The sequence below is a fragment of the Streptococcus sp. 151470009-6 genome, assembly GCF_053628175.1.
On record NZ_JBSEZF010000003.1, the window covers coordinates 142,876 to 164,782 of the forward strand.

27 protein-coding genes are annotated in these 21,907 nt (G+C 41.0%); 24 read left to right on the forward strand and 3 right to left on the reverse strand.

The features are described 5' to 3' along the window. Positions 1-13 precede the first annotated feature (13 nt). The 18 genes from ACUW6H_RS05790 (at position 14) to ACUW6H_RS05875 (ending at position 10,856) form a co-directional block, all read left to right on the forward strand. Positions 14-199: a type Z 30S ribosomal protein S14 gene (locus tag ACUW6H_RS05790; RefSeq protein WP_001085697.1), complete on the forward strand. Its 186-nt coding sequence runs from the start codon at positions 14-16 to the stop codon at positions 197-199. Positions 200-412: 213 nt separating this feature from the next. Further along, the gene (gene rpsH, locus ACUW6H_RS05795) at positions 413-811 is read left to right on the forward strand and encodes a 30S ribosomal protein S8 (RefSeq protein ID WP_000245504.1); all 399 of its coding nucleotides are present in this window, start codon (positions 413-415) and stop codon (positions 809-811) included. Positions 812-1,037: 226 nt separating this feature from the next. Beyond that, positions 1,038-1,574: a 50S ribosomal protein L6 gene (gene rplF, locus ACUW6H_RS05800; RefSeq protein WP_000086628.1), complete on the forward strand. Its 537-nt coding sequence runs from the start codon at positions 1,038-1,040 to the stop codon at positions 1,572-1,574. Between the two features lie 83 nt (positions 1,575-1,657). Continuing rightward, the gene (gene rplR / locus ACUW6H_RS05805) at positions 1,658-2,014 is read left to right on the forward strand and encodes a 50S ribosomal protein L18 (RefSeq protein WP_004244055.1); all 357 of its coding nucleotides are present in this window, start codon (positions 1,658-1,660) and stop codon (positions 2,012-2,014) included. 17 nt (positions 2,015-2,031) lie between these two features. After that, positions 2,032-2,526, forward strand: a complete 495-nt coding sequence (gene rpsE / locus ACUW6H_RS05810; RefSeq protein WP_000874204.1) for a 30S ribosomal protein S5 — start codon at positions 2,032-2,034, stop codon at positions 2,524-2,526. A 13-nt stretch (positions 2,527-2,539) separates the two neighbouring features. Beyond that, complete coding sequence (rpmD, locus tag ACUW6H_RS05815) at positions 2,540-2,722, forward strand: 50S ribosomal protein L30 (protein WP_000057241.1); 183 nt, start codon at positions 2,540-2,542, stop codon at positions 2,720-2,722. 145 nt (positions 2,723-2,867) lie between these two features. Then, complete coding sequence (gene rplO / locus ACUW6H_RS05820) at positions 2,868-3,308, forward strand: 50S ribosomal protein L15 (protein WP_000766089.1); 441 nt, start codon at positions 2,868-2,870, stop codon at positions 3,306-3,308. A gap of 12 nt (positions 3,309-3,320) precedes the next feature. Then, the gene (secY, locus tag ACUW6H_RS05825) at positions 3,321-4,631 is read left to right on the forward strand and encodes a preprotein translocase subunit SecY (protein WP_000465387.1); all 1,311 of its coding nucleotides are present in this window, start codon (positions 3,321-3,323) and stop codon (positions 4,629-4,631) included. 145 nt (positions 4,632-4,776) lie between these two features. Continuing rightward, the gene (locus ACUW6H_RS05830) at positions 4,777-5,415 is read left to right on the forward strand and encodes an adenylate kinase (RefSeq protein ID WP_001050433.1); all 639 of its coding nucleotides are present in this window, start codon (positions 4,777-4,779) and stop codon (positions 5,413-5,415) included. Between the two features lie 116 nt (positions 5,416-5,531). Next, positions 5,532-5,750 (forward strand): translation initiation factor IF-1, encoded by a 219-nt coding sequence (gene infA / locus ACUW6H_RS05835; protein WP_001029883.1) that lies wholly within the window; start codon positions 5,532-5,534, stop codon positions 5,748-5,750. 24 nt (positions 5,751-5,774) lie between these two features. Further along, positions 5,775-5,891: a 50S ribosomal protein L36 gene (rpmJ, locus tag ACUW6H_RS05840; protein WP_001808836.1), complete on the forward strand. Its 117-nt coding sequence runs from the start codon at positions 5,775-5,777 to the stop codon at positions 5,889-5,891. 17 nt (positions 5,892-5,908) lie between these two features. Further along, entirely contained in the window at positions 5,909-6,274 is a 366-nt protein-coding gene (gene rpsM / locus ACUW6H_RS05845) for a 30S ribosomal protein S13 (RefSeq protein WP_000090781.1), read from the forward strand. Between the two features lie 17 nt (positions 6,275-6,291). Further along, entirely contained in the window at positions 6,292-6,675 is a 384-nt protein-coding gene (rpsK, locus tag ACUW6H_RS05850) for a 30S ribosomal protein S11 (RefSeq protein ID WP_001118385.1), read from the forward strand. Between the two features lie 42 nt (positions 6,676-6,717). Beyond that, complete coding sequence (locus ACUW6H_RS05855) at positions 6,718-7,653, forward strand: DNA-directed RNA polymerase subunit alpha (protein ID WP_000568993.1); 936 nt, start codon at positions 6,718-6,720, stop codon at positions 7,651-7,653. Between the two features lie 11 nt (positions 7,654-7,664). Next, positions 7,665-8,051, forward strand: coding sequence for a 50S ribosomal protein L17 (gene rplQ / locus ACUW6H_RS05860; RefSeq protein ID WP_000331493.1), 387 nt, complete (start codon positions 7,665-7,667; stop codon positions 8,049-8,051). 262 nt (positions 8,052-8,313) lie between these two features. Then, positions 8,314-8,580 (forward strand): ACT domain-containing protein, encoded by a 267-nt coding sequence (locus tag ACUW6H_RS05865; protein WP_454362759.1) that lies wholly within the window; start codon positions 8,314-8,316, stop codon positions 8,578-8,580. Between the two features lie 9 nt (positions 8,581-8,589). After that, positions 8,590-9,927 carry a PFL family protein gene (locus ACUW6H_RS05870; protein ID WP_454362761.1) on the forward strand — a complete coding sequence of 446 codons (1,338 nt, stop codon included), beginning with the start codon at positions 8,590-8,592 and terminating at the stop codon, positions 9,925-9,927. Positions 9,928-10,163: 236 nt separating this feature from the next. Further along, complete coding sequence (locus tag ACUW6H_RS05875; protein WP_454362763.1) at positions 10,164-10,856, forward strand: histidine phosphatase family protein; 693 nt, start codon at positions 10,164-10,166, stop codon at positions 10,854-10,856. Between the two features lie 101 nt (positions 10,857-10,957). Here the strand turns inward: ACUW6H_RS05875 and ACUW6H_RS05880 are convergent, their stop codons facing one another. Genes ACUW6H_RS05880 through ACUW6H_RS05890 form a run of 3 tightly spaced genes read right to left on the reverse strand, consistent with a single transcriptional unit; the run spans position 10,958 to position 14,750 of the window. Continuing rightward, on the reverse strand, positions 10,958-12,616 hold the full coding sequence (locus tag ACUW6H_RS05880; protein WP_454362765.1) for an ABC transporter permease: 1,659 nt from the start codon (positions 12,614-12,616) through the stop codon (positions 10,958-10,960). Then, entirely contained in the window at positions 12,606-13,697 is a 1,092-nt protein-coding gene (locus ACUW6H_RS05885) for an ABC transporter ATP-binding protein (protein ID WP_125391427.1), read from the reverse strand. The genes ACUW6H_RS05880 and ACUW6H_RS05885 overlap by 11 nt, the downstream gene beginning before the upstream one ends. A gap of 12 nt (positions 13,698-13,709) precedes the next feature. Further along, the gene (locus ACUW6H_RS05890) at positions 13,710-14,750 is read right to left on the reverse strand and encodes an extracellular solute-binding protein (protein WP_454362768.1); all 1,041 of its coding nucleotides are present in this window, start codon (positions 14,748-14,750) and stop codon (positions 13,710-13,712) included. 314 nt (positions 14,751-15,064) lie between these two features. Here ACUW6H_RS05890 and leuS point away from each other — a divergent pair, with 314 nt between their 5' ends. From leuS to ACUW6H_RS05920, 6 genes are all read left to right on the forward strand, one after another. After that, entirely contained in the window at positions 15,065-17,566 is a 2,502-nt protein-coding gene (gene leuS, locus ACUW6H_RS05895; RefSeq protein WP_454362770.1) for a leucine--tRNA ligase, read from the forward strand. A 194-nt stretch (positions 17,567-17,760) separates the two neighbouring features. Next, on the forward strand, positions 17,761-18,456 hold the full coding sequence (locus ACUW6H_RS05900) for a GNAT family N-acetyltransferase (RefSeq protein WP_447266417.1): 696 nt from the start codon (positions 17,761-17,763) through the stop codon (positions 18,454-18,456). Positions 18,457-18,467: 11 nt separating this feature from the next. Beyond that, positions 18,468-18,884, forward strand: coding sequence for a GNAT family N-acetyltransferase (locus ACUW6H_RS05905; RefSeq protein ID WP_454362772.1), 417 nt, complete (start codon positions 18,468-18,470; stop codon positions 18,882-18,884). 486 nt (positions 18,885-19,370) lie between these two features. Continuing rightward, positions 19,371-20,369 (forward strand): Holliday junction branch migration DNA helicase RuvB, encoded by a 999-nt coding sequence (ruvB, locus tag ACUW6H_RS05910; protein WP_303204382.1) that lies wholly within the window; start codon positions 19,371-19,373, stop codon positions 20,367-20,369. Further along, positions 20,350-20,934, forward strand: coding sequence for a nucleotidyltransferase family protein (locus ACUW6H_RS05915; RefSeq protein ID WP_454362775.1), 585 nt, complete (start codon positions 20,350-20,352; stop codon positions 20,932-20,934). The genes ruvB and ACUW6H_RS05915 overlap by 20 nt, the downstream gene beginning before the upstream one ends. 210 nt (positions 20,935-21,144) lie before the next feature. Beyond that, the gene (locus ACUW6H_RS05920; protein ID WP_061407381.1) at positions 21,145-21,903 is read left to right on the forward strand and encodes an isoprenyl transferase; all 759 of its coding nucleotides are present in this window, start codon (positions 21,145-21,147) and stop codon (positions 21,901-21,903) included. Positions 21,904-21,907 lie beyond the last annotated feature (4 nt).

Sequence of the window (21,907 nt, forward strand, 5' to 3'; positions counted from 1 at the left end):
GGAGGTAAATCTAATGGCTAAAAAATCAATGATTGCTAAGAACAAACGTCCAGCGAAGTTCTCTACTCAAGCTTATACTCGTTGTGAAAAATGTGGTCGTCCACATTCAGTTTACCGCAAATTTAAACTTTGCCGTGTTTGCTTCCGTGAATTAGCTTACAAAGGACAAATTCCTGGTGTAACAAAAGCATCTTGGTAATATCATGATACAAAGAGCGTAACAACCACAGCAAAAATAGGAAATTTGGTGAAGGAGCGATTCTCCAAAACAAATTTATCTTTTTTGCACAGGTTGTAGCTCGTGTTCAAATAAGAGTTCTCTCATTTGAAGGTGTCAATACTATCTGAGCCTAGCTCAATCATTAACTAGCAAGTGCGACTTGCAAACTACTAGTAAGAGGAGAATAACAAAATGGTTATGACTGACCCAATCGCAGACTTCCTAACTCGTATTCGTAACGCTAACCAAGCAAAACACGAAGTACTTGAAGTACCTGCATCAAACATCAAAAAAGGGATTGCTGAAATCCTTAAACGCGAAGGTTTTGTTAAGAACGTAGAAATCATCGAAGATGACAAACAAGGCATCATCCGTGTATTCCTTAAATACGGACCAAACGGTGAAAAAGTTATCACTAACTTGAAACGTGTTTCTAAACCAGGACTTCGTGTCTACAAAAAACGTGAAGATCTTCCAAAAGTTCTTAACGGACTTGGAATTGCTATCCTTTCAACTTCTGAAGGTTTGCTTACTGATAAAGAAGCACGCCAAAAGAATGTTGGTGGAGAAGTTATCGCTTACGTTTGGTAATTGATGATGTGAGAGCGTTAAAAGAATGCAGTGAAAATAGGAAGTTTATAGCAGGAGCGATGCTCCAAGACAAACTTATCTTTTTCACCAAATTCTTAGCTCGAACTCTAATCAAGATACAAAGCTCGTTAGAGCGTGTTCAATTTAGCTATTGAACACAATAAGTATCTTTAACCCCGTGAAAACTGGCTGTAATGGCCTGACAATCTAACAGGAGAATAAAAACATGTCACGTATTGGTAATAAAGTTATCGTGTTGCCTGCTGGTGTTGAAATCACTAACAATGACAACGTAGTAACTGTAAAAGGACCTAAAGGAGAACTTACTCGTGAGTTCTCAAAAGATATTGAAATCCGTGTGGAAGGTACTGAAGTAACTCTTCACCGTCCAAACGATTCAAAAGAAATGAAAACAATCCACGGAACTACTCGTGCCCTTTTGAACAACATGGTTGTTGGTGTATCAGAAGGATTCAAGAAAGTACTTGAAATGCGTGGGGTTGGTTACCGTGCACAACTTCAAGGAAACAAACTTGTTTTGGCTGTAGGTAAATCTCATCCAGACGAAGTTGAAGCTCCAGAAGGAATTACTTTTGAACTTCCAAACCCAACAACAATTGCTATCAGCGGAATTTCAAAAGAAGTAGTTGGTCAAACAGCTGCTTACGTACGTAGCCTTCGCTCACCTGAACCATATAAAGGTAAAGGTATCCGTTACGTTGGCGAATACGTTCGTCTTAAAGAAGGTAAAACAGGTAAATAATGTTGAGTGGTTGATCTTCAACCACCGACCTATTTTCCAACTTTGTGCATAGCACACGATTTAAAACTAAAGAGGTGAAAACTGTGATTTCTAAACCAGATAAAAACAAACTCCGCCAAAAACGCCACCGTCGCGTTCGCGGAAAACTCTCTGGAACTGCTGATCGCCCACGTTTGAACGTATTCCGTTCTAATACAGGCATCTACGCTCAAGTGATTGATGACGTAGCGGGTGTAACGCTCGCAAGTGCTTCAACTCTTGACAAAGAAGTTTCAAAAGGAACTAAAACTGAACAAGCCGTTACTGTCGGTAAACTCGTTGCAGAACGTGCAAACGCTAAAGGTATTTCAGAAGTGGTGTTCGACCGCGGTGGATATCTATATCACGGACGTGTGAAAGCTTTGGCTGATGCAGCTCGTGAAAACGGATTGAAATTCTAATAGGAGGACACTAGAAAATGGCATTTAAAGACAATGCAGTTGAATTAGAAGAACGCGTAGTTGCTGTCAACCGTGTTACAAAAGTTGTTAAAGGTGGACGTCGTCTTCGTTTCGCAGCTCTTGTTGTTGTTGGTGACCACAACGGTCGCGTAGGATTTGGTACTGGTAAAGCTCAAGAAGTTCCAGAAGCAATCCGCAAAGCAGTAGAAGATGCTAAGAAAAACTTGATTGAAGTTCCTATGGTTGGAACAACAATTCCTCACGAAGTTCTTTCAGAATTCGGTGGAGCTAAAGTATTGTTGAAACCTGCTGTAGAAGGTTCTGGAGTTGCCGCTGGTGGTGCCGTTCGTGCCGTTGTGGAATTGGCAGGTGTGGCAGATATTACATCTAAATCACTTGGCTCTAACACTCCAATCAACATTGTTCGCGCAACTGTTGAAGGTTTGAAACAATTGAAACGCGCTGAAGAAGTTGCTGCCCTTCGTGGTATCTCAGTTTCTGATTTGGCATAAGAAAGGGGATAAAATGGCTCAAATTAAAATTACTTTGACTAAGTCTCCAATCGGACGCATTCCATCACAACGTAAAACTGTTGTAGCACTTGGACTTGGCAAATTGAACAGCTCTGTTATCAAAGAAGACAACGCTGCTATCCGTGGTATGATCACTGCAGTATCTCACTTGGTAACAGTTGAAGAAGTAAACTAATGAATTTTTAGGGGATGTGGAAATACTCATCCCCTAAAACTAGGTATAGTCATCTAAGATGACGAATGTATAGGCGAGTTGATAAGGGAGACAACCTTTTCTCTCTTATCGGCGCTAGCATTTTACAAAAGAGGAGAAAATAATAATGAAACTTCATGAATTGAAACCTGCAGAAGGTTCTCGTAAAGTACGTAACCGTGTTGGTCGTGGTACTTCATCTGGTAACGGTAAAACATCTGGTCGCGGTCAAAAAGGTCAAAAAGCTCGTAGCGGTGGCGGAGTTCGCCTTGGTTTTGAAGGTGGACAAACTCCATTGTTCCGTCGTCTTCCAAAACGTGGATTCACTAACATCAACGCTAAAGAATACGCAATTGTAAACCTTGACCAACTCAACGTCTTTGAAGACGGTGCAGAAGTAACTCCAGTTGTGCTTATCGAAGCAGGAATTGTGAAAGCTGAAAAATCAGGCGTTAAAATTCTTGGTAACGGTGAGTTGACTAAGAAATTGACTGTGAAAGCAGCTAAATTCTCTAAATCAGCTGAGGAAGCTATCACTGCTAAAGGTGGTTCTGTAGAAGTCATCTAAGAGAGGTGACCCATGTTTTTTAAATTATTAAAAGAAGCGCTCAAGGTTAAACAAGTTCGATCAAAAATTCTCTTTACGATTTTTATCATTCTTGTTTTCCGTATTGGGACAAGTATCACTGTTCCAGGTGTGAATGCAAAAAGTTTAGAAGCTCTCAGTGGTTTATCTTTCTTGAACATGCTTAGTCTTGTTTCAGGGAATGCCATGAAGAACTTCTCCGTTTTCGCACTCGGAGTAAGTCCGTATATCACGGCTTCCATCGTTGTTCAATTGCTACAAATGGATATTTTACCGAAGTTTGTAGAATGGGGCAAACAAGGGGAAGTGGGACGGAGAAAACTAAACCAAGCTACTCGATATATTGCACTTGTGCTTGCATTCGTTCAATCTATCGGGATTACAGCAGGATTTAATACTCTATCTGGAGCGAAATTATTAACGACAGCTTTAACTCCACAAGTCTTTGTTACTATCGGTATTATCCTCACAGCAGGTAGTATGATTGTAACGTGGCTCGGGGAACAAATTACAGATAAGGGATACGGAAACGGTGTTTCTATGATCATCTTCGCAGGTATTGTCGCTTCAATCCCTGAGATGATTAAAGGCATCTATGTTGACTACTTCGTCAATATCCCAAGTAGCCGTTTGACTTCATCTATTATCTTTGTCGTTATTTTGATTATCGCTGTCTTGTTGATTGTATACTTTACAACCTATGTTCAACAAGCAGAATATAAAATTCCAATCCAATATACAAAAGTTGCTCAAGGTGCCCCATCTAGTTCATACCTTCCATTGAAAGTGAACCCGGCGGGGGTTATCCCAGTTATCTTTGCCAGTTCCATTACAGCAGCACCTGCAGCCATTCTTCAATTTTTGAGTGCTACAGGTCATGATTGGGCTTGGGTACGTACAGCACAGGAAATGTTATCTACAACATCTCCGACAGGTGTTGCTATGTATGCCTTGTTAATCATTCTCTTTACATTCTTCTATACATTTGTACAGATCAATCCAGAGAAAGCAGCAGAAAACTTGCAAAAGAGTGGAGCCTACATTCATGGTGTCCGTCCTGGTAAGGGAACTGAAGAATTCATGTCGAAACTTCTTCGTCGCCTTGCGACGGTCGGATCAATCTTCCTTGGTGTGATTTCAATCTTGCCGATTGTGGCAAAAGATGTCTTTGGTCTTTCAGAAGCAGTTGCTTTTGGGGGAACTAGTCTTTTGATCATTATCTCAACCGGTATCGAAGGAATCAAACAACTTGAAGGTTATCTATTGAAACGTAAGTATGTTGGTTTCATGGACAAAACAGAATAAAAGCAAGATTACTTTTGCTTAGAGAGTGGAGTATGAAGGTCTACCTATCAGAGAGACTTTCGTCTCCCCTCTTCTATTTTGTTTTTAAATAGGGGTTGAAGGAGATTTCAGCGTCTATTTAAATACAAAATAAGGAGATCCTATCATGAATCTTTTGATTATGGGCTTACCTGGAGCAGGTAAGGGAACGCAAGCAGCTAAAATTGTGGAGCAATTCCACGTGGCACACATTTCAACTGGAGATATGTTCCGTGCTGCTATGGCTAATCAAACTGAAATGGGTGTACTTGCCAAGTCATATATTGACAAAGGTGAGTTGGTTCCGGATGAAGTTACAAATGGAATTGTTAAAGAACGCCTTTCTCAGGACGACATCAAAGAAACAGGTTTCTTGTTGGATGGTTACCCACGTACGATTGAACAAGCTCATGCCTTGGACAAAACATTGGCTGAACTTGGTATCGAATTGGAAGGTGTGATCAACATTGAAGTGAACCCAGACTGTCTCTTAGAACGTTTGAGTGGCCGTATCATCCACCGCGAAACAGGTGAAACCTTCCACAAAGTTTTCAACCCACCAGTTGACTACAAAGAAGAAGATTACTACCAACGCGAAGATGACAAACCGGAAACAGTTAAGCGTCGTTTGGATGTGAATATCGCACAAGGTGAACCAATTATTGCTCACTACCGTGCCAAAGGTTTGGTTCACGATATCGAAGGAAATCAAGATATCAATGATGTGTTCAAAGACATCGAAAAAGTGTTGACAAATTTGAAATAAAGCGTTTTTCACACTTGCAAAAAATCGCTACAAATGTTATACTGAGATAGTCTGACTTATAATTGTTGTCTCTATGTTTAGAGGCATCAAATCGAAATTTATGGAGGTGCTTTTGCGTGGCAAAAGACGATGTGATTGAAGTTGAAGGCAAAGTAGTCGATACAATGCCTAACGCAATGTTTACGGTTGAACTTGAAAATGGACATCAGATTTTAGCAACAGTTTCTGGTAAAATTCGTAAAAACTATATTCGTATTTTAGCGGGAGATCGTGTTACTGTCGAGATGAGTCCATATGACTTGACACGTGGACGTATCACTTACCGCTTTAAATAATCGAAAAACTTGGAGGGATAAGAAATGAAAGTAAGACCATCGGTCAAACCAATTTGCGAATACTGTAAAGTAATTCGTCGTAATGGTCGTGTTATGGTAATTTGCCCAGCAAATCCAAAACACAAACAACGTCAAGGATAAGATAGAAAGGAGAAAACATGGCTCGTATTGCTGGAGTTGACATTCCAAATGACAAACGCGTAGTAATCTCATTGACTTACGTTTATGGTATCGGACTTGCAACATCTAAGAAAATTTTGGCTGCTGCTGGAATCTCAGAAGATGTTCGTGTACGTGACCTTACATCAGATCAAGAAGATGCTATCCGTCGTGAAGTGGATGCAATCAAAGTTGAAGGTGACCTTCGTCGTGAAGTAAACTTGAACATCAAACGTTTGATGGAAATCGGTTCTTACCGTGGTATTCGTCACCGTCGTGGACTTCCTGTCCGTGGACAAAACACTAAAAACAACGCTCGCACTCGTAAAGGTAAAGCTGTTGCGATTGCTGGTAAGAAAAAATAATATAGGAGGTAAAAGTCTTGGCTAAACCAACACGTAAACGTCGTGTGAAAAAGAATATCGAATCTGGTATTGCTCATATTCACGCTACATTTAATAACACTATTGTTATGATTACTGATGTGCATGGTAATGCAATTGCTTGGTCATCAGCTGGTGCTCTTGGTTTCAAAGGTTCTCGTAAATCTACACCATTCGCTGCTCAAATGGCTTCTGAAGCTGCTGCTAAATCTGCACAAGAACACGGTCTTAAATCAGTTGAAGTTACTGTAAAAGGTCCAGGTTCTGGTCGTGAGTCAGCTATTCGTGCGCTTGCTGCCGCTGGTCTTGAAGTAACAGCAATTCGTGATGTGACTCCAGTGCCACACAATGGTGCTCGTCCTCCAAAACGTCGCCGTGTATAATCATCGCATTACACTGCTTTTCGTTTAAGAGGGAGTAACTAAATGATTGAGTTTGAAAAACCAAATATAACAAAAATTGATGAAAATAAAGATTATGGCAAGTTTGTAATCGAACCACTTGAACGTGGCTACGGTACAACTCTTGGTAACTCTCTTCGTCGTGTACTACTAGCTTCTCTACCGGGAGCAGCAGTGACATCTATCAACATTGAAGGTGTCTTGCATGAGTTCGACACAGTTCCAGGTGTTCGTGAAGACGTGATGCAAATCATTCTGAACATTAAAGGGATTGCAGTGAAATCATACGTTGAAGACGAAAAAATCATTGAACTTGACGTTGAAGGTCCTGCTGAAATTACAGCTGGAGACATTTTGACTGATAGTGATATTGAAATTGTAAATCCAGATCATTATCTCTTTACAATCGGTGAAGGGTCTTCTCTAAAAGCGACAATGACTGTTAACAGTGGTCGTGGATATGTACCTGCTGATGAAAACAAAAAAGATAATGCACCAGTTGGAACACTTGCTGTAGATTCTATTTATACACCAGTTACAAAAGTCAACTATCAAGTAGAGCCTGCTCGTGTAGGTAGCAATGATGGATTTGACAAATTAACCCTTGAAATCTTGACTAATGGAACAATTATTCCAGAAGATGCTTTAGGGCTTTCAGCACGTATCTTGACAGAACATCTTGATTTGTTTACAAATCTTACTGAGATTGCGAAGTCAACTGAAGTGATGAAAGAAGCTGATACTGAATCTGACGATCGTATTTTGGATCGGACGATTGAGGAACTGGACTTGTCTGTGCGTTCATACAACTGTTTGAAACGTGCCGGTATCAATACTGTGCATGATTTGACAGAAAAATCTGAAGCAGAGATGATGAAAGTACGAAATCTTGGACGCAAGAGTTTGGAAGAAGTGAAACTCAAACTCATTGACTTGGGTCTTGGATTAAAAGATAAATAAAGGAGGAATACATGGCTTACCGTAAACTAGGACGCACTAGCTCACAACGTAAAGCAATGCTTCGCGATTTGACAACTGACCTTTTGATCAACGAATCAATCGTGACAACAGAAGCTCGTGCTAAAGAAATCCGTAAAACTGTTGAAAAAATGATTACTCTAGGTAAACGTGGTGATTTGCATGCACGTCGTCAAGCAGCTGCTTTCGTACGTAATGAAATCGCATCTGAAAACTATGATGAAGCAACTGATAAGTACACTTCTACTACAGCACTTCAAAAATTGTTCTCAGAAATCGCACCTCGTTATGCTGAACGTAACGGTGGATACACTCGTATCCTTAAAACTGAACCACGTCGTGGTGATGCTGCGCCAATGGCGATCATCGAATTAGTATAAAATCATCAATTTTGTTGAGTGTTATGATGATGGAGTCTTGTGCTCTTAGTCTAGCTCTGGTCTACCGCTGGGACTTCGGTCCTAGCGGGAACACTCATCATCATTTGATAGGGTAGACGCTTGTTTACGAAATTGTTTTTTTTTAAGAACAACTTCGTAAGCAGGCGTTTTTTAGTATTTTTTACGGAAATATGCTATACTAAGGAAAAAGAAAATCAAAAACGTTCAGGTTTTCTAATAATCGTAGAATGGGAGTCTAAAGATGAAGGCTATTATTACAGTGGTTGGCAAGGACAAGGCAGGTATTGTTGCTGGCGTGTCTACTAAAATTGCAGAATTGGGTTTGAATATTGACGATATTTCTCAAACAGTACTGGATGAGTATTTTACCATGATGGCAGTCGTTTCTAGTAACGAAAAACAGGATTTCACTTATCTGCGAAATGAGTTTGAAGTTTTCGGCCAGACCTTGAATGTTAAAATCAATATTCAAAGTGCAGCGATTTTTGACGCCATGTATAATATCTAGGAGGGCATCATGGATATTAGACAAGTTACTGAAACCATTGCCATGATCGAAGAGCAGAATTTCGATATCAGAACTATCACCATGGGGATTTCCCTTTTGGACTGTATCGATCCAGATATCAATCGTGCTGCTGAAAAGATTTACCAAAAAATCACCTCTAAAGCTGCAAATCTAGTGGCTGTAGGAGACGAAATTGCTGCAGAACTAGGGATTCCTATTGTCAATAAACGAGTATCGGTGACTCCGATTTCCTTGATTGGAGCAGCGACTGATGCAACGGACTATGTCGTTTTGGCAAAGGCACTTGATAAGGCGGCCAAGGAGATTGGTGTTGACTTTATCGGAGGTTTTTCGGCCTTGGTACAAAAAGGCTACCAAAAAGGAGATGAGATTCTCATCAATTCGATCCCCCGTGCTCTAGCTGAGACAGACAAGGTTTGTTCGTCTGTCAATATTGGCTCAACCAAGTCAGGTATCAACATGACTGCGGTCGCTGATATGGGGCGCGTCATCAAGGAAACAGCTGCACTGTCAGATATGGGTGCGGCCAAGTTGGTCGTATTTGCTAATGCCGTTGAAGATAATCCTTTTATGGCAGGGGCTTTCCATGGTGTCGGTGAAGCAGATGTTATCATTAATGTCGGGGTTTCGGGTCCTGGTGTGGTCAAGCGCGCCTTGGAGAAAGTTCGTGGTCAGAGCTTTGATGTAGTAGCTGAGACGGTCAAGAAAACGGCCTTTAAGATTACTCGTATCGGTCAATTGGTTGGGCAAATGGCCAGCGAGAGACTGGGAGTTGACTTTGGAATTGTCGACCTAAGTCTTGCGCCTACTCCTGCGGTTGGTGATTCTGTGGCTCGTGTTCTTGAGGAGATGGGCTTGGAAACAGTTGGTACCCATGGAACAACAGCAGCGCTTGCCTTGCTCAATGACCAAGTTAAAAAAGGTGGTGTCATGGCTTGTAATCAGGTTGGCGGCTTGTCTGGTGCTTTTATCCCTGTTTCTGAAGATGAGGGAATGATTGCAGCAGTGCAAAATGGTTCTCTGAATTTAGAGAAACTAGAGGCTATGACAGCTATCTGTTCAGTTGGTTTGGACATGATCGCCATTCCAGAGGATACGCCTGCTGAAACCATTGCGGCTATGATTGCGGATGAGGCGGCAATTGGTGTGATTAACATGAAAACAACGGCTGTCCGTATTATTCCAAAGGGCAAAGAAGGCGATATGATTGAGTTTGGTGGCTTGCTAGGAACAGCTCCAGTGATGAAGGTTAACGGGGCTTCGTCTTTCGATTTCATCTCTCGCGGTGGCCAAATTCCAGCTCCAATCCATAGTTTTAAAAATTAATAAAAAAGAGAGAGGATTTAAGATGAGTTTAAGGATAACTGTGTATACTATAATCATTAAATAAAGACCTCCTAACTTTATTTAATAGAAATCCTAAACTTTTTCATAATAATCTCCTAGGGAAGCTACCATGAGGGTAGCTTTTCTTTTAGATAATTTACAAATGTTGGCTTTGCTTTTAAAAGCCGAATATTTCTTTGATCCATGATATAATAGAAGAAAATGGAGGATAGAAAATGTCTAAAGTAAGATTGTACTTGGTCCGTCATGGAAAAACCATGTTTAACACGATTGGACGTGCTCAAGGATGGAGTGATACACCTCTGACTGCAGAAGGTGAGTTGGGAATCCATGAACTAGGAATTGGCTTGAGAGAGTCCGGCTTACAATTTGACCGCGCTTATTCCAGCGATTCAGGGCGGACTATTCAAACTATGGGAATCGTCCTAGAAGAACTGGGCTTACAAGGGAAAATCCCTTACCGTATGGATAAGCGAATCCGTGAGTGGTGCTTTGGTAGTTTTGATGGGGCCTATGATGGAGACCTCTTTATGGGGGTCATTCCTCGTGTTTTCAAGGTGGATCATGTTCATCAGTTATCCTATGTAGAGCTAGCTGAAGGCTTGGTAGAAGTTGATACTGCTGGTTGGGCTGAAGGTTGGGAAAAACTTAGTATCCGAATCAAGGAAGGCTTTGAGTCGATTGCCAAAGAAATGGAAGAACACGGTGGCGGGAATGCCCTTGTTGTCAGCCACGGGATGACCATTGGTACGATGGTTTATCTCATCAATGGCATGCATCCGCATGGTCTAGATAATGGTAGTGTGACCATTCTAGAATACGAGAACGGCCAGTTTACAGTCGATGTCGTTGGTGACCGTAGCTATCGGGAACTGGGACGTGAGAAGATGGAAGAAAATTCTATTTAATCAGTATATATGTTCATCAGAACTTCGGGTCATGTATTGTGATAAGAGATTAGAAAAAACAGCCTAGGATCATCCTTTCGGCTGTTTTTGATAGGGAAAAATTAGAGTGTAATGTTATTATTTTTAGAGATTTTCATGAATAACAGTAAGGAAGCGACTGTTAGGATAGATAAAATCGTGGATAAAGCTGCGGCTACACCATAATTTCCTCTGAGTACCTCTGTATAGATTGCTACGGTCATAGTTTTTGTTTTGGCATTATATAGCAGGATAGAAGTAGATAGTTCTGAAATCATTGTTACCCATGATAGAATAGATCCAGAAATAATACCGGGTAACATCATTGGAACAGTAATTTTACTGAAAGTATTGAGACGGCTACTTCCTAAACTTTCAGCGGCTTCTTCAATACTAGGTGCTATTTGTTGTAAGCTAGCAACAGATGAGCGGATTGTATAAGGGAGTCTTCTTACAGATAAGGAGATAATCAAGATGAAGGCTGTTCCTGTAATCATAAGGAAGCCACTTCCGAAGATACCTGTATTGAATGAAGAGATAAAGGCAATACCGAGAACTGTTCCTGGTACGATATAAGGTACCATACTAAGGCTATCAATTAAGTTTGTAAACAAATTTCGTTTTCTAACGGCTAGGTAGGAGATAACTGTTGCAAATAAAACAACTAGAATCAAAGCAATCAAAGGAATGCGAATGGTATTAAAAATAGCAGATCCCATGCGATTGAAAGCTACCTTGTAACTGTTTAGAGAATAGCCTTTGACAAATACCATACCTGATGTTTTTAGGAAAGAAGTATAAATCAAGTAGACCTGAGGTAGAATAGAGAACAAGATAGTTCCGTAAACTGTTGCATAAATGGCAGCCATTTTTCCTTTTGTAGTTTTTTTCGGCTCAATTGGATGTAGCGAATTCATGCTGAAACTATAGCGATTTGAAATATATTTTTGGATGAGGAAGATTGTTAAAGCAATGATGATCGCCATGATTGCTAAAGCAGATGCAAATGCAGAATTTCCGCCAACCTCACTAATGAATTGATTATAAATTAAAACAGGGAAAGTCCGATATCCTTCACCAATTAACATAGGAGTTCCGAAGTCGGAGAATGCTCTCATAAATACAAGTAGGGCAGCAGCAAGTAAAGTTGGAATTAAAAGGGGCAAAATAACTGTTATCATACGTTTGAACCCGATTACCCCCATGCTTTCAGCGGCTTCAAGAAGGGAATGGTCAATTCTTTTCATTGCTCCAGCCACGTATAGAAAAACTAATGGGAATAGCTGGAGTGTAAACACAAGTACAATTCCTTTGAAGCCATAAATATCAATAGCTGGAAGATGAAGGACATTTGTCAAGAATTTAGTGATGACACCATTTCGTCCCAATAATAGAATCCAGGAGTATGCCCCTACGAAAGGAGCTGACATGGAAGCAATGATAATCAATATCTGTAAAAATTTCTTTCCTTTGAAGTCATATATAGAAAAGAGGTAGGCCAATAAGGTCCCTAAAACTAGGGAAGTTACAGTAGAAGTAATGGAGACGTTAAAACTGTTTACTAGTGTCTCAGAGTAATAGGATTTACTAAAGAAATCCTCAAAATTAGCTAGTGAGAATTTACCTTCATGTATGAGTGCTTGCTTGAGTACAATAACGATAGGATAAACAAGAAAAATAAGATAGGTAAGAAAGATGAAGAACGAGGAGGTTGTCCAAATATTTAGTTTTTTACCTTTCATAGCCAACTCCTGTAATAAGATTTTGGGAACCATCTGCAGAAAAGACATTTAACTTTTGAGTATTGATTCGTAGACGAATTCGATCCCCTTTTTGAAGATCTTCTTCAAAAGTTGATTCTTCGCTCACTTGTATTTTTGAAGAAAATACAGTCTCTACGAAATATTCAGTGGTGAGTCCAAGATAAACACTATCTGAAATGATTCCTTCAATATCACCAGATTCATCTTTGATAAACTCTTCGGGACGGATACTTACAAGAATTGCTTGTTCCTTAGCCTGATCAAGAGCTGGCATAGGGAGGGCATAACCATCTGAAAAGACGATATAAGCACCGTCGCTCCGTTTTTTTAGTTTAGCTGGGATGAGATTTGTGCGTCCAATAAAGGTTGCCACAAACTCATTAGCTGGTTTATGGTAGAGTTCTTTTGGGCGTCCGACTTGTTGGATGGCCCCATCTTTCATAACAGCAATCTGGTCTGAAATAGCCATCGCTTCTTCTTGGTCGTGGGTTACATATACAGTTGTAATTCCCACCTCGTGTTGAATTTCTCGAATAACTTGGCGCATATCTAAGCGAAGTTTCGCATCCAGGTTACTAAGCGGCTCATCCATGAGGAGAACACTTGGATTAACAGCTAAGGCACGTGCCAAGGCGACACGTTGTTGTTGTCCACCACTGAGTTTATCGGGCTTTCGATCTGCGTATTGATCAATTTGCATTAGTTCCAGATATTTATTGGTTTGTTGAACTAATTCATCTTTTGGAACCTTTTTTTGTTTAAGACCAAAAGCAACATTATCTCGAACCGTCAAATGTGGAAAAATAGCGTAGTTTTGGAAAACCATACCGATGTTGCGTTTGCTGGGTTCTATATTATTGATTTTAGTATCATCGAAGTAAAATTCTCCGCCTTCAATACTGTTGAAGCCTGCAATCATTCGAAGAAGGGTCGTTTTTCCACAACCTGAAGGTCCAAGAATGGTGAAAAGACTTCCTTTTGGAATCGTAACGTTTAAATTCTCAATGACAGGAATGTCGTGGTAGATTTTTTTTGCGTTAATAATTTTGATTTCACTCATACTGAACCTCTTTTACTGTTTCGATTGAATGTTAGTGAAAATATCATTGTACTTTTTAAGAATAGCTGATTTATTTTGGATGACATAATCTGAATCTTCAGTGGCGATATTGATTTCTGTCATTGATTTCATATTTTTATTGGTTTTAGCGTTTTTTCGAATGGGTCTGATGGTTGTTTCAGTTCCTAGTTTATCCTGAATGTCTTGAGAAAGAAGGAAATCGATAAATTTTTTAGCGTTTTCCATGTGTTTGGCGTTTTTGATAATAGCTGCGTTACCAGGCAAAAAGACGGTTCCTTCTTTTGGATAAATGACTTTTACATCAACGCCATCGTTTAAGAGTTTCAATGCAGGATCTTCATAGGTGAGTCCGACAGCCATTTCTCCGTCAGCGACTGATTTGTAGACATTTGAAGAACTAGAAGCAATTTTCCCATCTACTAAGCTAAATAGATTTTTCACATATGTCCAAGCTTGCTCATTTTCATAGCCGCCTTGATCCACAAGCATGTTTGTTAATTGAGCAAAGGCACTAGAAGAATTACTTGGATCAGCAGTAGCAATCTTTCCTTTTAATTTAGGATTAAGTAAATCATCATAGCCTTCAATTTTAATATCTTTTGTAAGAGCTGAATTGGCAATGATGACACTGACATCAAGTGTATAAGGCGTGTAGAATCCAGTTTTATTTTGATATTCAGGGATTATCTGATCATTCTCTTGAGAGATATAAGGTTCAAAAAGATTTTCGTTAGAAGAGAAGAGGGCGTAGGAACCTCCAAAAATGACATCAGCTACAGGAGCTTCTTTCTCAGCCTCAGCTTTCTTGAATAATTCACCAGTACTAGCTTGGACTAAATCGACCTTGATGCCATATTTTTCTTCGAAGGCTGGGATTGTTTCTTCAATAAGATCTTCAGGGTTAGGCGAATAGATAACTAAAGTCTTATCTGTATCATTTTCAATGCTAGTTTCAGCTTCGGTTGTTGAAGAACATCCTGACAAAAGTAGAAATATCCAGCTGAAAGAGAGAAGTGATAGTATTTTTTTCATAATTTTTCTCCTTTTTACGAACATTATTCTCTGTTTGTTCGTCTAATGTTTTTAATTACAGAGTTCTACATCATATAATAAAAACCTTAAAGAAATCTAAAATGGGAATTATGTGTTAAGGGAACTATGGGAATAGTCGATAGCAATTCACATATGTTCTATATCTAGTCCGGAGTTATTCTCTTTTTGATAGATAAATAAAGTGGGGGTGATGTCTAATCTTTCTTGACAATGGAGGGGAAAAGATTCTTTCTCGACTTTCAAATTCCCCCAAAAATGGTATAATAGTAACATCATAAAATTGGAGAAATAGCATGAGTTTTTACAATCATAAGGAAATTGAACCCAAGTGGCAAGGCTACTGGGCGAAACATCATACATTTAAGACAGGAACAGATGCCTCAAAACCGAAGTTCTATGCTCTGGACATGTTCCCATATCCTTCAGGAGCTGGATTGCACGTAGGACACCCAGAAGGTTACACAGCAACCGATATCCTCAGCCGTTTCAAACGTGCCCAAGGCTATAATGTCCTTCACCCAATGGGTTGGGATGCTTTTGGTTTGCCTGCAGAGCAATACGCCATGAATACGGGAAATGACCCGGCAGAATTTACAGCGGAAAATATTGCTAACTTCAAACGCCAAATCAATGCGCTTGGTTTCTCTTACGACTGGGATCGTGAAGTCAACACAACAGATCCAAACTACTACAAGTGGACTCAGTGGATTTTCACCAAACTTTACGAAAAAGGCTTGGCCTATGAAGCGGAAGTACCAGTAAACTGGGTTGAGGAACTAGGAACAGCCATTGCCAATGAAGAAGTCCTTCCTGACGGAACATCTGAGCGTGGAGGTTATCCAGTTGTCCGCAAACCAATGCGCCAATGGATGCTCAAAATCACGGCTTATGCAGAGCGCTTGCTCAATGACTTGGATGATCTTGACTGGCCAGAGTCTATCAAGGACATGCAACGCAACTGGATTGGTAAATCAACTGGTGCCAATGTAACTTTCAAAGTGAAAGGGACTGACAAGGAATTTACCGTCTTTACCACTCGTCCTGATACGCTTTTCGGTGCGACTTTCACTGTTTTGGCTCCTGAGCATGACTTGGTTGACGCGATTACAAGTCCAGAGCAAGCAGAGGCAGTAGCAGATTACAAACACCAAGCTAGTCTTAAGTCTGACTTGGCTCGTACCGACCTTGCTAAGGAAAAAACAGGGGTTTGGATAGGTGCCTATGCCATCAACCCTGTCAATGGAAAGGAAATCCCAATCTGGATCGCGGACTATGTTCTTGCTAGTTATGGAACAGGTGCGGTAATGGCCGTACCTGCCCATGACCAACGTGACTGGGAATTTGCCAAACAATTTGACCTTCCAATCGTAGAAGTGCTTGAAGGTGGAAACGTTGAAGAAGCTGCCTACACAGAAGACGGTCTTCACGTTAATTCAGACTTCCTAGATGGACTGAACAAAGAAGAAGCGATTGCTAAAATTGTAGCTTGGTTGGAAGAAAAAGGTTGTGGTCAAGAGAAGGTTACCTACCGTCTCCGCGACTGGCTCTTTAGTCGTCAACGTTACTGGGGTGAGCCAATCCCAATCATTCATTGGGAAGATGGGACTTCAACAGCTGTTCCAGAAAGTGAATTGCCACTTGTCTTGCCAGTCACCAAGGATATCCGCCCTTCAGGTACTGGGGAAAGCCCATTGGCTAACTTGACAGACTGGCTTGAAGTGACTCGTGAAGATGGCGTCAAAGGTCGTCGCGAAACCAATACGATGCCACAGTGGGCTGGTTCAAGCTGGTACTACCTCCGTTATATTGACCCACACAATACTGAGAAATTGGCTGATGAGGACCTTCTCAAACAATGGTTGCCAGTAGATATCTACGTGGGTGGTGCAGAGCATGCTGTTCTTCACTTGCTCTACGCTCGTTTCTGGCACAAATTCCTCTATGACCTCGGTGTTGTTCCGACTAAGGAACCATTCCAAAAACTCTTTAACCAAGGAATGATTTTGGGAACAAGCTACCGTGACCACCGTGGGGCTCTTGTGGCAACTGATAAGGTTGAAAAACGTGACGGTTCCTTCTTCCATGTGGAAACAGGAGAAGAGTTGGAGCAAGCGCCAGCCAAGATGTCTAAATCCCTCAAGAACGTTGTTAACCCAGACGATGTGGTGGAACAATATGGTGCCGATACCCTTCGCGTCTATGAAATGTTCATGGGACCGCTTGATGCTTCAATTGCTTGGTCTGAAGAAGGTTTGGAAGGAAGCCGTAAATTCCTCGACCGTGTTTATCGTTTGATTACAAGTAAAGAAATCGTTGCGGAAAACAATGGCGCTCTTGATAAGGTCTACAATGAAACAGTCAAATCCGTCACTGAGCAAATCGAGTCCATGAAGTTCAATACAGCCATTGCCCAACTTATGGTTTTTGTCAACGCTGCTAACAAGGAAGACAAACTTTATGTGGACTATGCCAAAGGCTTTATCCAATTGATTGCCCCATTTGCACCTCACTTGGCAGAAGAACTCTGGCAAACAGTTGCAGCAACAGGTGAATCCATCTCTTACGTGGCTTGGCCAACATGGGACGAAAGCAAATTGGTTGAAGACGAAATCGAAATCGTTGTCCAAATCAAAGGAAAAGTCCGTGCTAAACTCATGGTCGCTAAAGATCTATCACGCGAAGAATTGCAAGAAATTGCTCTGGCTGATGACAAAGTCAAAGTAGAAATTGACGGTAAGGAAATCGTCAAGGTGATTGCGGTACCTAACAAACTCGTTAATATCGTTGTTAAATAACGAGTTTATTAGCTCTGTCTGCCACCTTCAATAGTCCACTGGACTATTGAAGCCAACTAAATTGGTTAATATCGTTGTAAAATAATATAGGAATCCTTCAGAGTAGAATCTGGAGGATTTTTTGAATCTTCTTATGAAAGTATGATATACTATGGGCAACTATAAAGTTTGAAAAGTAAAACAAGGAGAAAACGATGCCAGTAAATGAATATGATCAGATGATTGGTGAGTCAATGGAAGGTTATACACCAGGTGAATTGCCTTCCATTGATTTCTTAGAGGGGCGCTACGCTCGGATAGAGGCTCTTTCGGTGGAAAAGCATGCGGAGGATTTACTAGCTGTTTATGGTCCAGATACTCCTCCTGAGATGTGGACCTACCTCTTTCAGGAACCAGTGGCAGATAGGGAGGAACTGGTCAGCCTTTTAAACCAGATGTTGACTCGTAAGGACCGTTTTTACTATGCGATTATAGACAAGGCAACTGGTAAGGCTTTGGGGACTTTTTCTCTCATGCGCATTGACCAGAGTAACCGAGTAATAGAAGTCGGTGCCGTCACCTTTTCGCCTGCTCTTAAGGGTACGAGGATAGGGACAGAGGCTCAATATCTCCTAGCTCGCTATGTTTTTGAGGAGCTCAACTATCGTCGCTATGAGTGGAAATGCGATGCGCTAAATTTGCCATCCAGACGAGCAGCTGAACGTTTGGGCTTTGTCTATGAAGGAACCTTCCGCCAGGCAGTCGTTTATAAGGGGCGTACGAGGGATACGGATTGGCTCTCTATGATTGATAAGGACTGGCCTCAAGTTAAAGCTCGTTTGGAAGCATGGCTGTCTCCTGAAAATTTTGATAAAAATGGGCAGCAGTACAAGAGTTTGAGAGAACTCTAAGAGGTGATGACATGATCAGCGTTAGAAAGCAAGAAGTTGTCAAGTTAGAGGATGTTTTGCATCTCTATCAGGCAGTCGGTTGGACAAACTATACACATCAACCCCAGATGTTGGAGCAGGCCTTATCTAACTCATTAGCAATTTATTTAGCACTTGATGGCGATGCCGTGGTGGGCTTGGTCCGTTTGGTCGGAGATGGTTTTTCATCGATTTTTGTCCAGGATTTGATCGTTTTGCCTAGCTATCAGCGTCAAGGGATTGGCGGCGCCTTGATGAAAGAGGCTTTAGGGGATTTCAAAGATGCCTATCAAGTTCAACTGGTGACCGAACAGACAGAAAAAACCTTGGGATTTTATCGTTCCTTGGGCTTTGAAACCTTATCTACTTTTGATTGCACAGGCATGATTTGGCTAGATCGAAAAAAATAAAAATAATTATTTTTCTTAAGTAAAGTTTAAGTATCCTCGTGTATTATATAGTTATTAGATAAAGACCTCCTAATACTCTTCGAAAATCTCACCAGCCTTCGTTAGAGTAGACTTAGCTAACTATCGTTATGCTTGCGTCTATCTGCCTAGTCTGATTTCGATTTTCATTGAGTACCCTTTATTTAATGAAATCCCAAACTTTTCTTTTTCATCATAATCTCCTAAAGAAGCCACCCAATCAGGTGGCTTTTTTGTTGTTTGAAAAAGAAAATTTCATTTGGGAAAAAATTTTAAAAAATGATAAATCAGAGAGAAAGTTAAGTTAGCTTTAAGATTCATCTTGTATTATATAATCATTAAATAAAGACCTCCTAACTTTATTTAATGAAATCCCAAACTTTTCTTTTTCATAATAATCTCCCTAAAGAGGCCACCCAATCAGGTGGCTTTTTTGTTTGTAGGCTGGATTTTTGCTATAATAGGAACATGAGTAGAATTTTAGATAATGAAATCATGGGGGATGAGGAGTTGGTAGAACGTACGCTCCGTCCTCAGTTTTTACGTGAATATATTGGGCAGGATAAGGTCAAGGATCAGCTGCAAATCTTTATTGAGGCAGCAAAAATGCGTGATGAGGCGCTGGACCATGTTCTTTTATTTGGTCCTCCAGGTTTGGGGAAAACGACCATGGCTTTTGTTATTGCCAATGAACTGGGAGTCAATCTCAAGCAAACGTCTGGTCCTGTCATTGAAAAAGCGGGGGATCTAGTAGCGATTTTGAATGATTTGGAGCCTGGAGACGTTCTCTTTATTGATGAGATTCATCGCTTGCCCATGTCGGTGGAAGAGGTGCTTTATAGTGCCATGGAGGACTTCTACATTGACATCATGATTGGGGCTGGAGAGGGCAGTCGCAGTGTTCATTTGGACTTGCCACCATTCACCTTGATTGGTGCAACGACACGTGCGGGGATGCTCTCAAATCCTCTGCGGGCACGTTTTGGGATTACAGGTCATATGGAATACTATGCCCACGCTGACTTGACAGAGATTGTTGAGCGGACGGCAGATATTTTTGAGATGGAAATAACCCATGAGGCAGCTTCGGAGTTGGCCTTACGCAGTCGAGGAACTCCTCGTATCGCCAATCGTCTCCTCAAGCGCGTGCGCGACTTTGCCCAGATAATGGGGGATGGCTTAATCGATGATGTCATTACGGATAAGGCTTTGACCATGCTGGATGTAGACCGTGAAGGTTTGGACTATGTAGACCAAAAAATCCTTCGCACCATGATTGAGATGTACGGTGGCGGTCCTGTCGGTCTAGGAACTCTTTCTGTTAATATTGCCGAGGAGCGTGAGACGGTGGAGGACATGTACGAGCCCTACCTCATTCAAAAAGGCTTTATCATGCGGACACGGTCTGGACGGGTGGCGACAGCCAAGGCTTACGAACATTTGGGCTATGAGTATAATGAAAAATGAGCAAGAAATCCTAGATAGTGTTAGAAAAAATCCTGATATGATGGCTATTCTGACCATCATCCGTGACCTTGGTTTGAAAGACTCTTGGTTGGCGGCAGGTTCTGTCAGGAATTTCATCTGGAATCTCTTGTCAGGCAAATCGCCTTTTGACCGTGAAACAGATGTGGATGTGATTTTCTTTGATCCAGCTATCTCTTACGAAGATACGTTGGGTATAGAACGCAAGCTGAAAGAGAATTTTCCCCAATATCAATGGGAGTTGAAAAATCAGGTCTACATGCATCTGCACAGTTCTCACACTGCGCCCTACACGAGTTCCCGTGATGCTATGAGTAAGTATCCCGAGCGCTGTACGGCGGTAGGTCTTCGCTTGAATGAAGATTCCACTTTAGAACTCTTTGCCCCCTATGGTTTAGAGGATATTATGAACTTCCAGGTTTCCCCGACTCCTCATTTTTTAGAGAATGAGGAAAGGATGAAACTCTATCAAGAGCGATTGTCCAAGAAAAATTGGCAAGAAAAATGGAAAAATCTCACTTTTTCGAAAAACTTAAGAAAAATTTAAGTTAGGGGCGTTATACTAGGTTCATAAGTTAAGAGAAACTTAACTTACACTCCTAAAACTTTTTCATAATAATCTCCCTATAAAATAAAGTCGCCCAATCAGGCGGCTTATTTTTTGTTTGTCTACAAGTGGGGGCAGTAACTTAGCAATAGAAGAAAATAGGGAAATATGGTATAATGAAACGATAGATTTTTGAAGAGGAATAGGATCATGTTTGGATTTTTTAAGAAAGATAAAGCTGTAGAAGTCGAGGTTCCAACACAGGTTCCTGCTCATATTGGCATCATCATGGATGGGAATGGTCGTTGGGCTAAAAAACGGATGCAACCACGGGTTTTTGGTCATAAGGCGGGAATGGAAGCCCTCCAAAAGGTGACCAAGGCAGCTAACAAGATGGGAGTTAAGGTTATCACAGTCTATGCCTTTTCAACGGAAAATTGGACGCGCCCGGATCAAGAGGTCAAGTTTATCATGAACTTGCCAGTCGAGTTTTATGATAACTACGTTCCTGAATTACATGCAAATAATGTTAAGATTCAGATGATCGGGGAGACAGACCGTCTGCCTAAGCCGACTTTTGAAGCTTTGAAAAAAGCAGAGGAGTTGACCAAGAACAACACAGGCTTGATTCTCAATTTTGCCCTCAATTATGGTGGTCGTGCTGAAATCACGCAGGCTCTTAAGAGCTTGGCTCAGGAAGTTCTAGATGCCAAAATCAATCCTGGCGATATCACAGAAGATATGATTGGGGATTACCTTTTCACGCAACACCTGCCAAAGGATTTGCGAGATCCAGATTTGATTATCCGTACAAGTGGTGAGTTGCGTTTAAGTAATTTCTTGCCGTGGCAAGCAGCCTATAGCGAGCTTTATTTTACGGATACCTTATGGCCTGATTTTGATGAAGTCGCCCTGCAGGAAGCTATTGTTGCCTTTAATCATCGTAATCGCCGATTTGGAGGAGTTTAGGAGA

Bases quoted from the DNA above. Each gene is read 5' to 3' on its own strand.
- ACUW6H_RS05790 (WP_001085697.1), top strand. From the start codon at position 14: ATGGCTAAAAAATCAATGATTGCTAAGAACAAACGTCCAGCGAAGTTC.
- rpsH (WP_000245504.1), top strand. From the start codon at position 413: ATGGTTATGACTGACCCAATCGCAGACTTCCTAACTCGTATTCGTAAC.
- rplF (WP_000086628.1), top strand. From the start codon at position 1,038: ATGTCACGTATTGGTAATAAAGTTATCGTGTTGCCTGCTGGTGTTGAA.
- rpsE (WP_000874204.1), top strand. From the start codon at position 2,032: ATGGCATTTAAAGACAATGCAGTTGAATTAGAAGAACGCGTAGTTGCT.
- rpmD (WP_000057241.1), top strand. From the start codon at position 2,540: ATGGCTCAAATTAAAATTACTTTGACTAAGTCTCCAATCGGACGCATT.
- rplO (WP_000766089.1), top strand. From the start codon at position 2,868: ATGAAACTTCATGAATTGAAACCTGCAGAAGGTTCTCGTAAAGTACGT.
- secY (WP_000465387.1), top strand. From the start codon at position 3,321: ATGTTTTTTAAATTATTAAAAGAAGCGCTCAAGGTTAAACAAGTTCGA.
- ACUW6H_RS05830 (WP_001050433.1), top strand. From the start codon at position 4,777: ATGAATCTTTTGATTATGGGCTTACCTGGAGCAGGTAAGGGAACGCAA.
- rpmJ (WP_001808836.1), top strand. From the start codon at position 5,775: ATGAAAGTAAGACCATCGGTCAAACCAATTTGCGAATACTGTAAAGTA.
- rpsM (WP_000090781.1), top strand. From the start codon at position 5,909: ATGGCTCGTATTGCTGGAGTTGACATTCCAAATGACAAACGCGTAGTA.
- ACUW6H_RS05855 (WP_000568993.1), top strand. From the start codon at position 6,718: ATGATTGAGTTTGAAAAACCAAATATAACAAAAATTGATGAAAATAAA.
- rplQ (WP_000331493.1), top strand. From the start codon at position 7,665: ATGGCTTACCGTAAACTAGGACGCACTAGCTCACAACGTAAAGCAATG.
- ACUW6H_RS05865 (WP_454362759.1), top strand. From the start codon at position 8,314: ATGAAGGCTATTATTACAGTGGTTGGCAAGGACAAGGCAGGTATTGTT.
- ACUW6H_RS05870 (WP_454362761.1), top strand. From the start codon at position 8,590: ATGGATATTAGACAAGTTACTGAAACCATTGCCATGATCGAAGAGCAG.
- ACUW6H_RS05875 (WP_454362763.1), top strand. From the start codon at position 10,164: ATGTCTAAAGTAAGATTGTACTTGGTCCGTCATGGAAAAACCATGTTT.
- ACUW6H_RS05880 (WP_454362765.1), bottom strand. From the start codon at position 12,616: ATGAAAGGTAAAAAACTAAATATTTGGACAACCTCCTCGTTCTTCATC.
- ACUW6H_RS05885 (WP_125391427.1), bottom strand. From the start codon at position 13,697: ATGAGTGAAATCAAAATTATTAACGCAAAAAAAATCTACCACGACATT.
- ACUW6H_RS05890 (WP_454362768.1), bottom strand. From the start codon at position 14,750: ATGAAAAAAATACTATCACTTCTCTCTTTCAGCTGGATATTTCTACTT.
- leuS (WP_454362770.1), top strand. From the start codon at position 15,065: ATGAGTTTTTACAATCATAAGGAAATTGAACCCAAGTGGCAAGGCTAC.
- ACUW6H_RS05900 (WP_447266417.1), top strand. From the start codon at position 17,761: ATGCCAGTAAATGAATATGATCAGATGATTGGTGAGTCAATGGAAGGT.
- ACUW6H_RS05905 (WP_454362772.1), top strand. From the start codon at position 18,468: ATGATCAGCGTTAGAAAGCAAGAAGTTGTCAAGTTAGAGGATGTTTTG.
- ruvB (WP_303204382.1), top strand. From the start codon at position 19,371: ATGAGTAGAATTTTAGATAATGAAATCATGGGGGATGAGGAGTTGGTA.
- ACUW6H_RS05915 (WP_454362775.1), top strand. From the start codon at position 20,350: ATGAGTATAATGAAAAATGAGCAAGAAATCCTAGATAGTGTTAGAAAA.
- ACUW6H_RS05920 (WP_061407381.1), top strand. From the start codon at position 21,145: ATGTTTGGATTTTTTAAGAAAGATAAAGCTGTAGAAGTCGAGGTTCCA.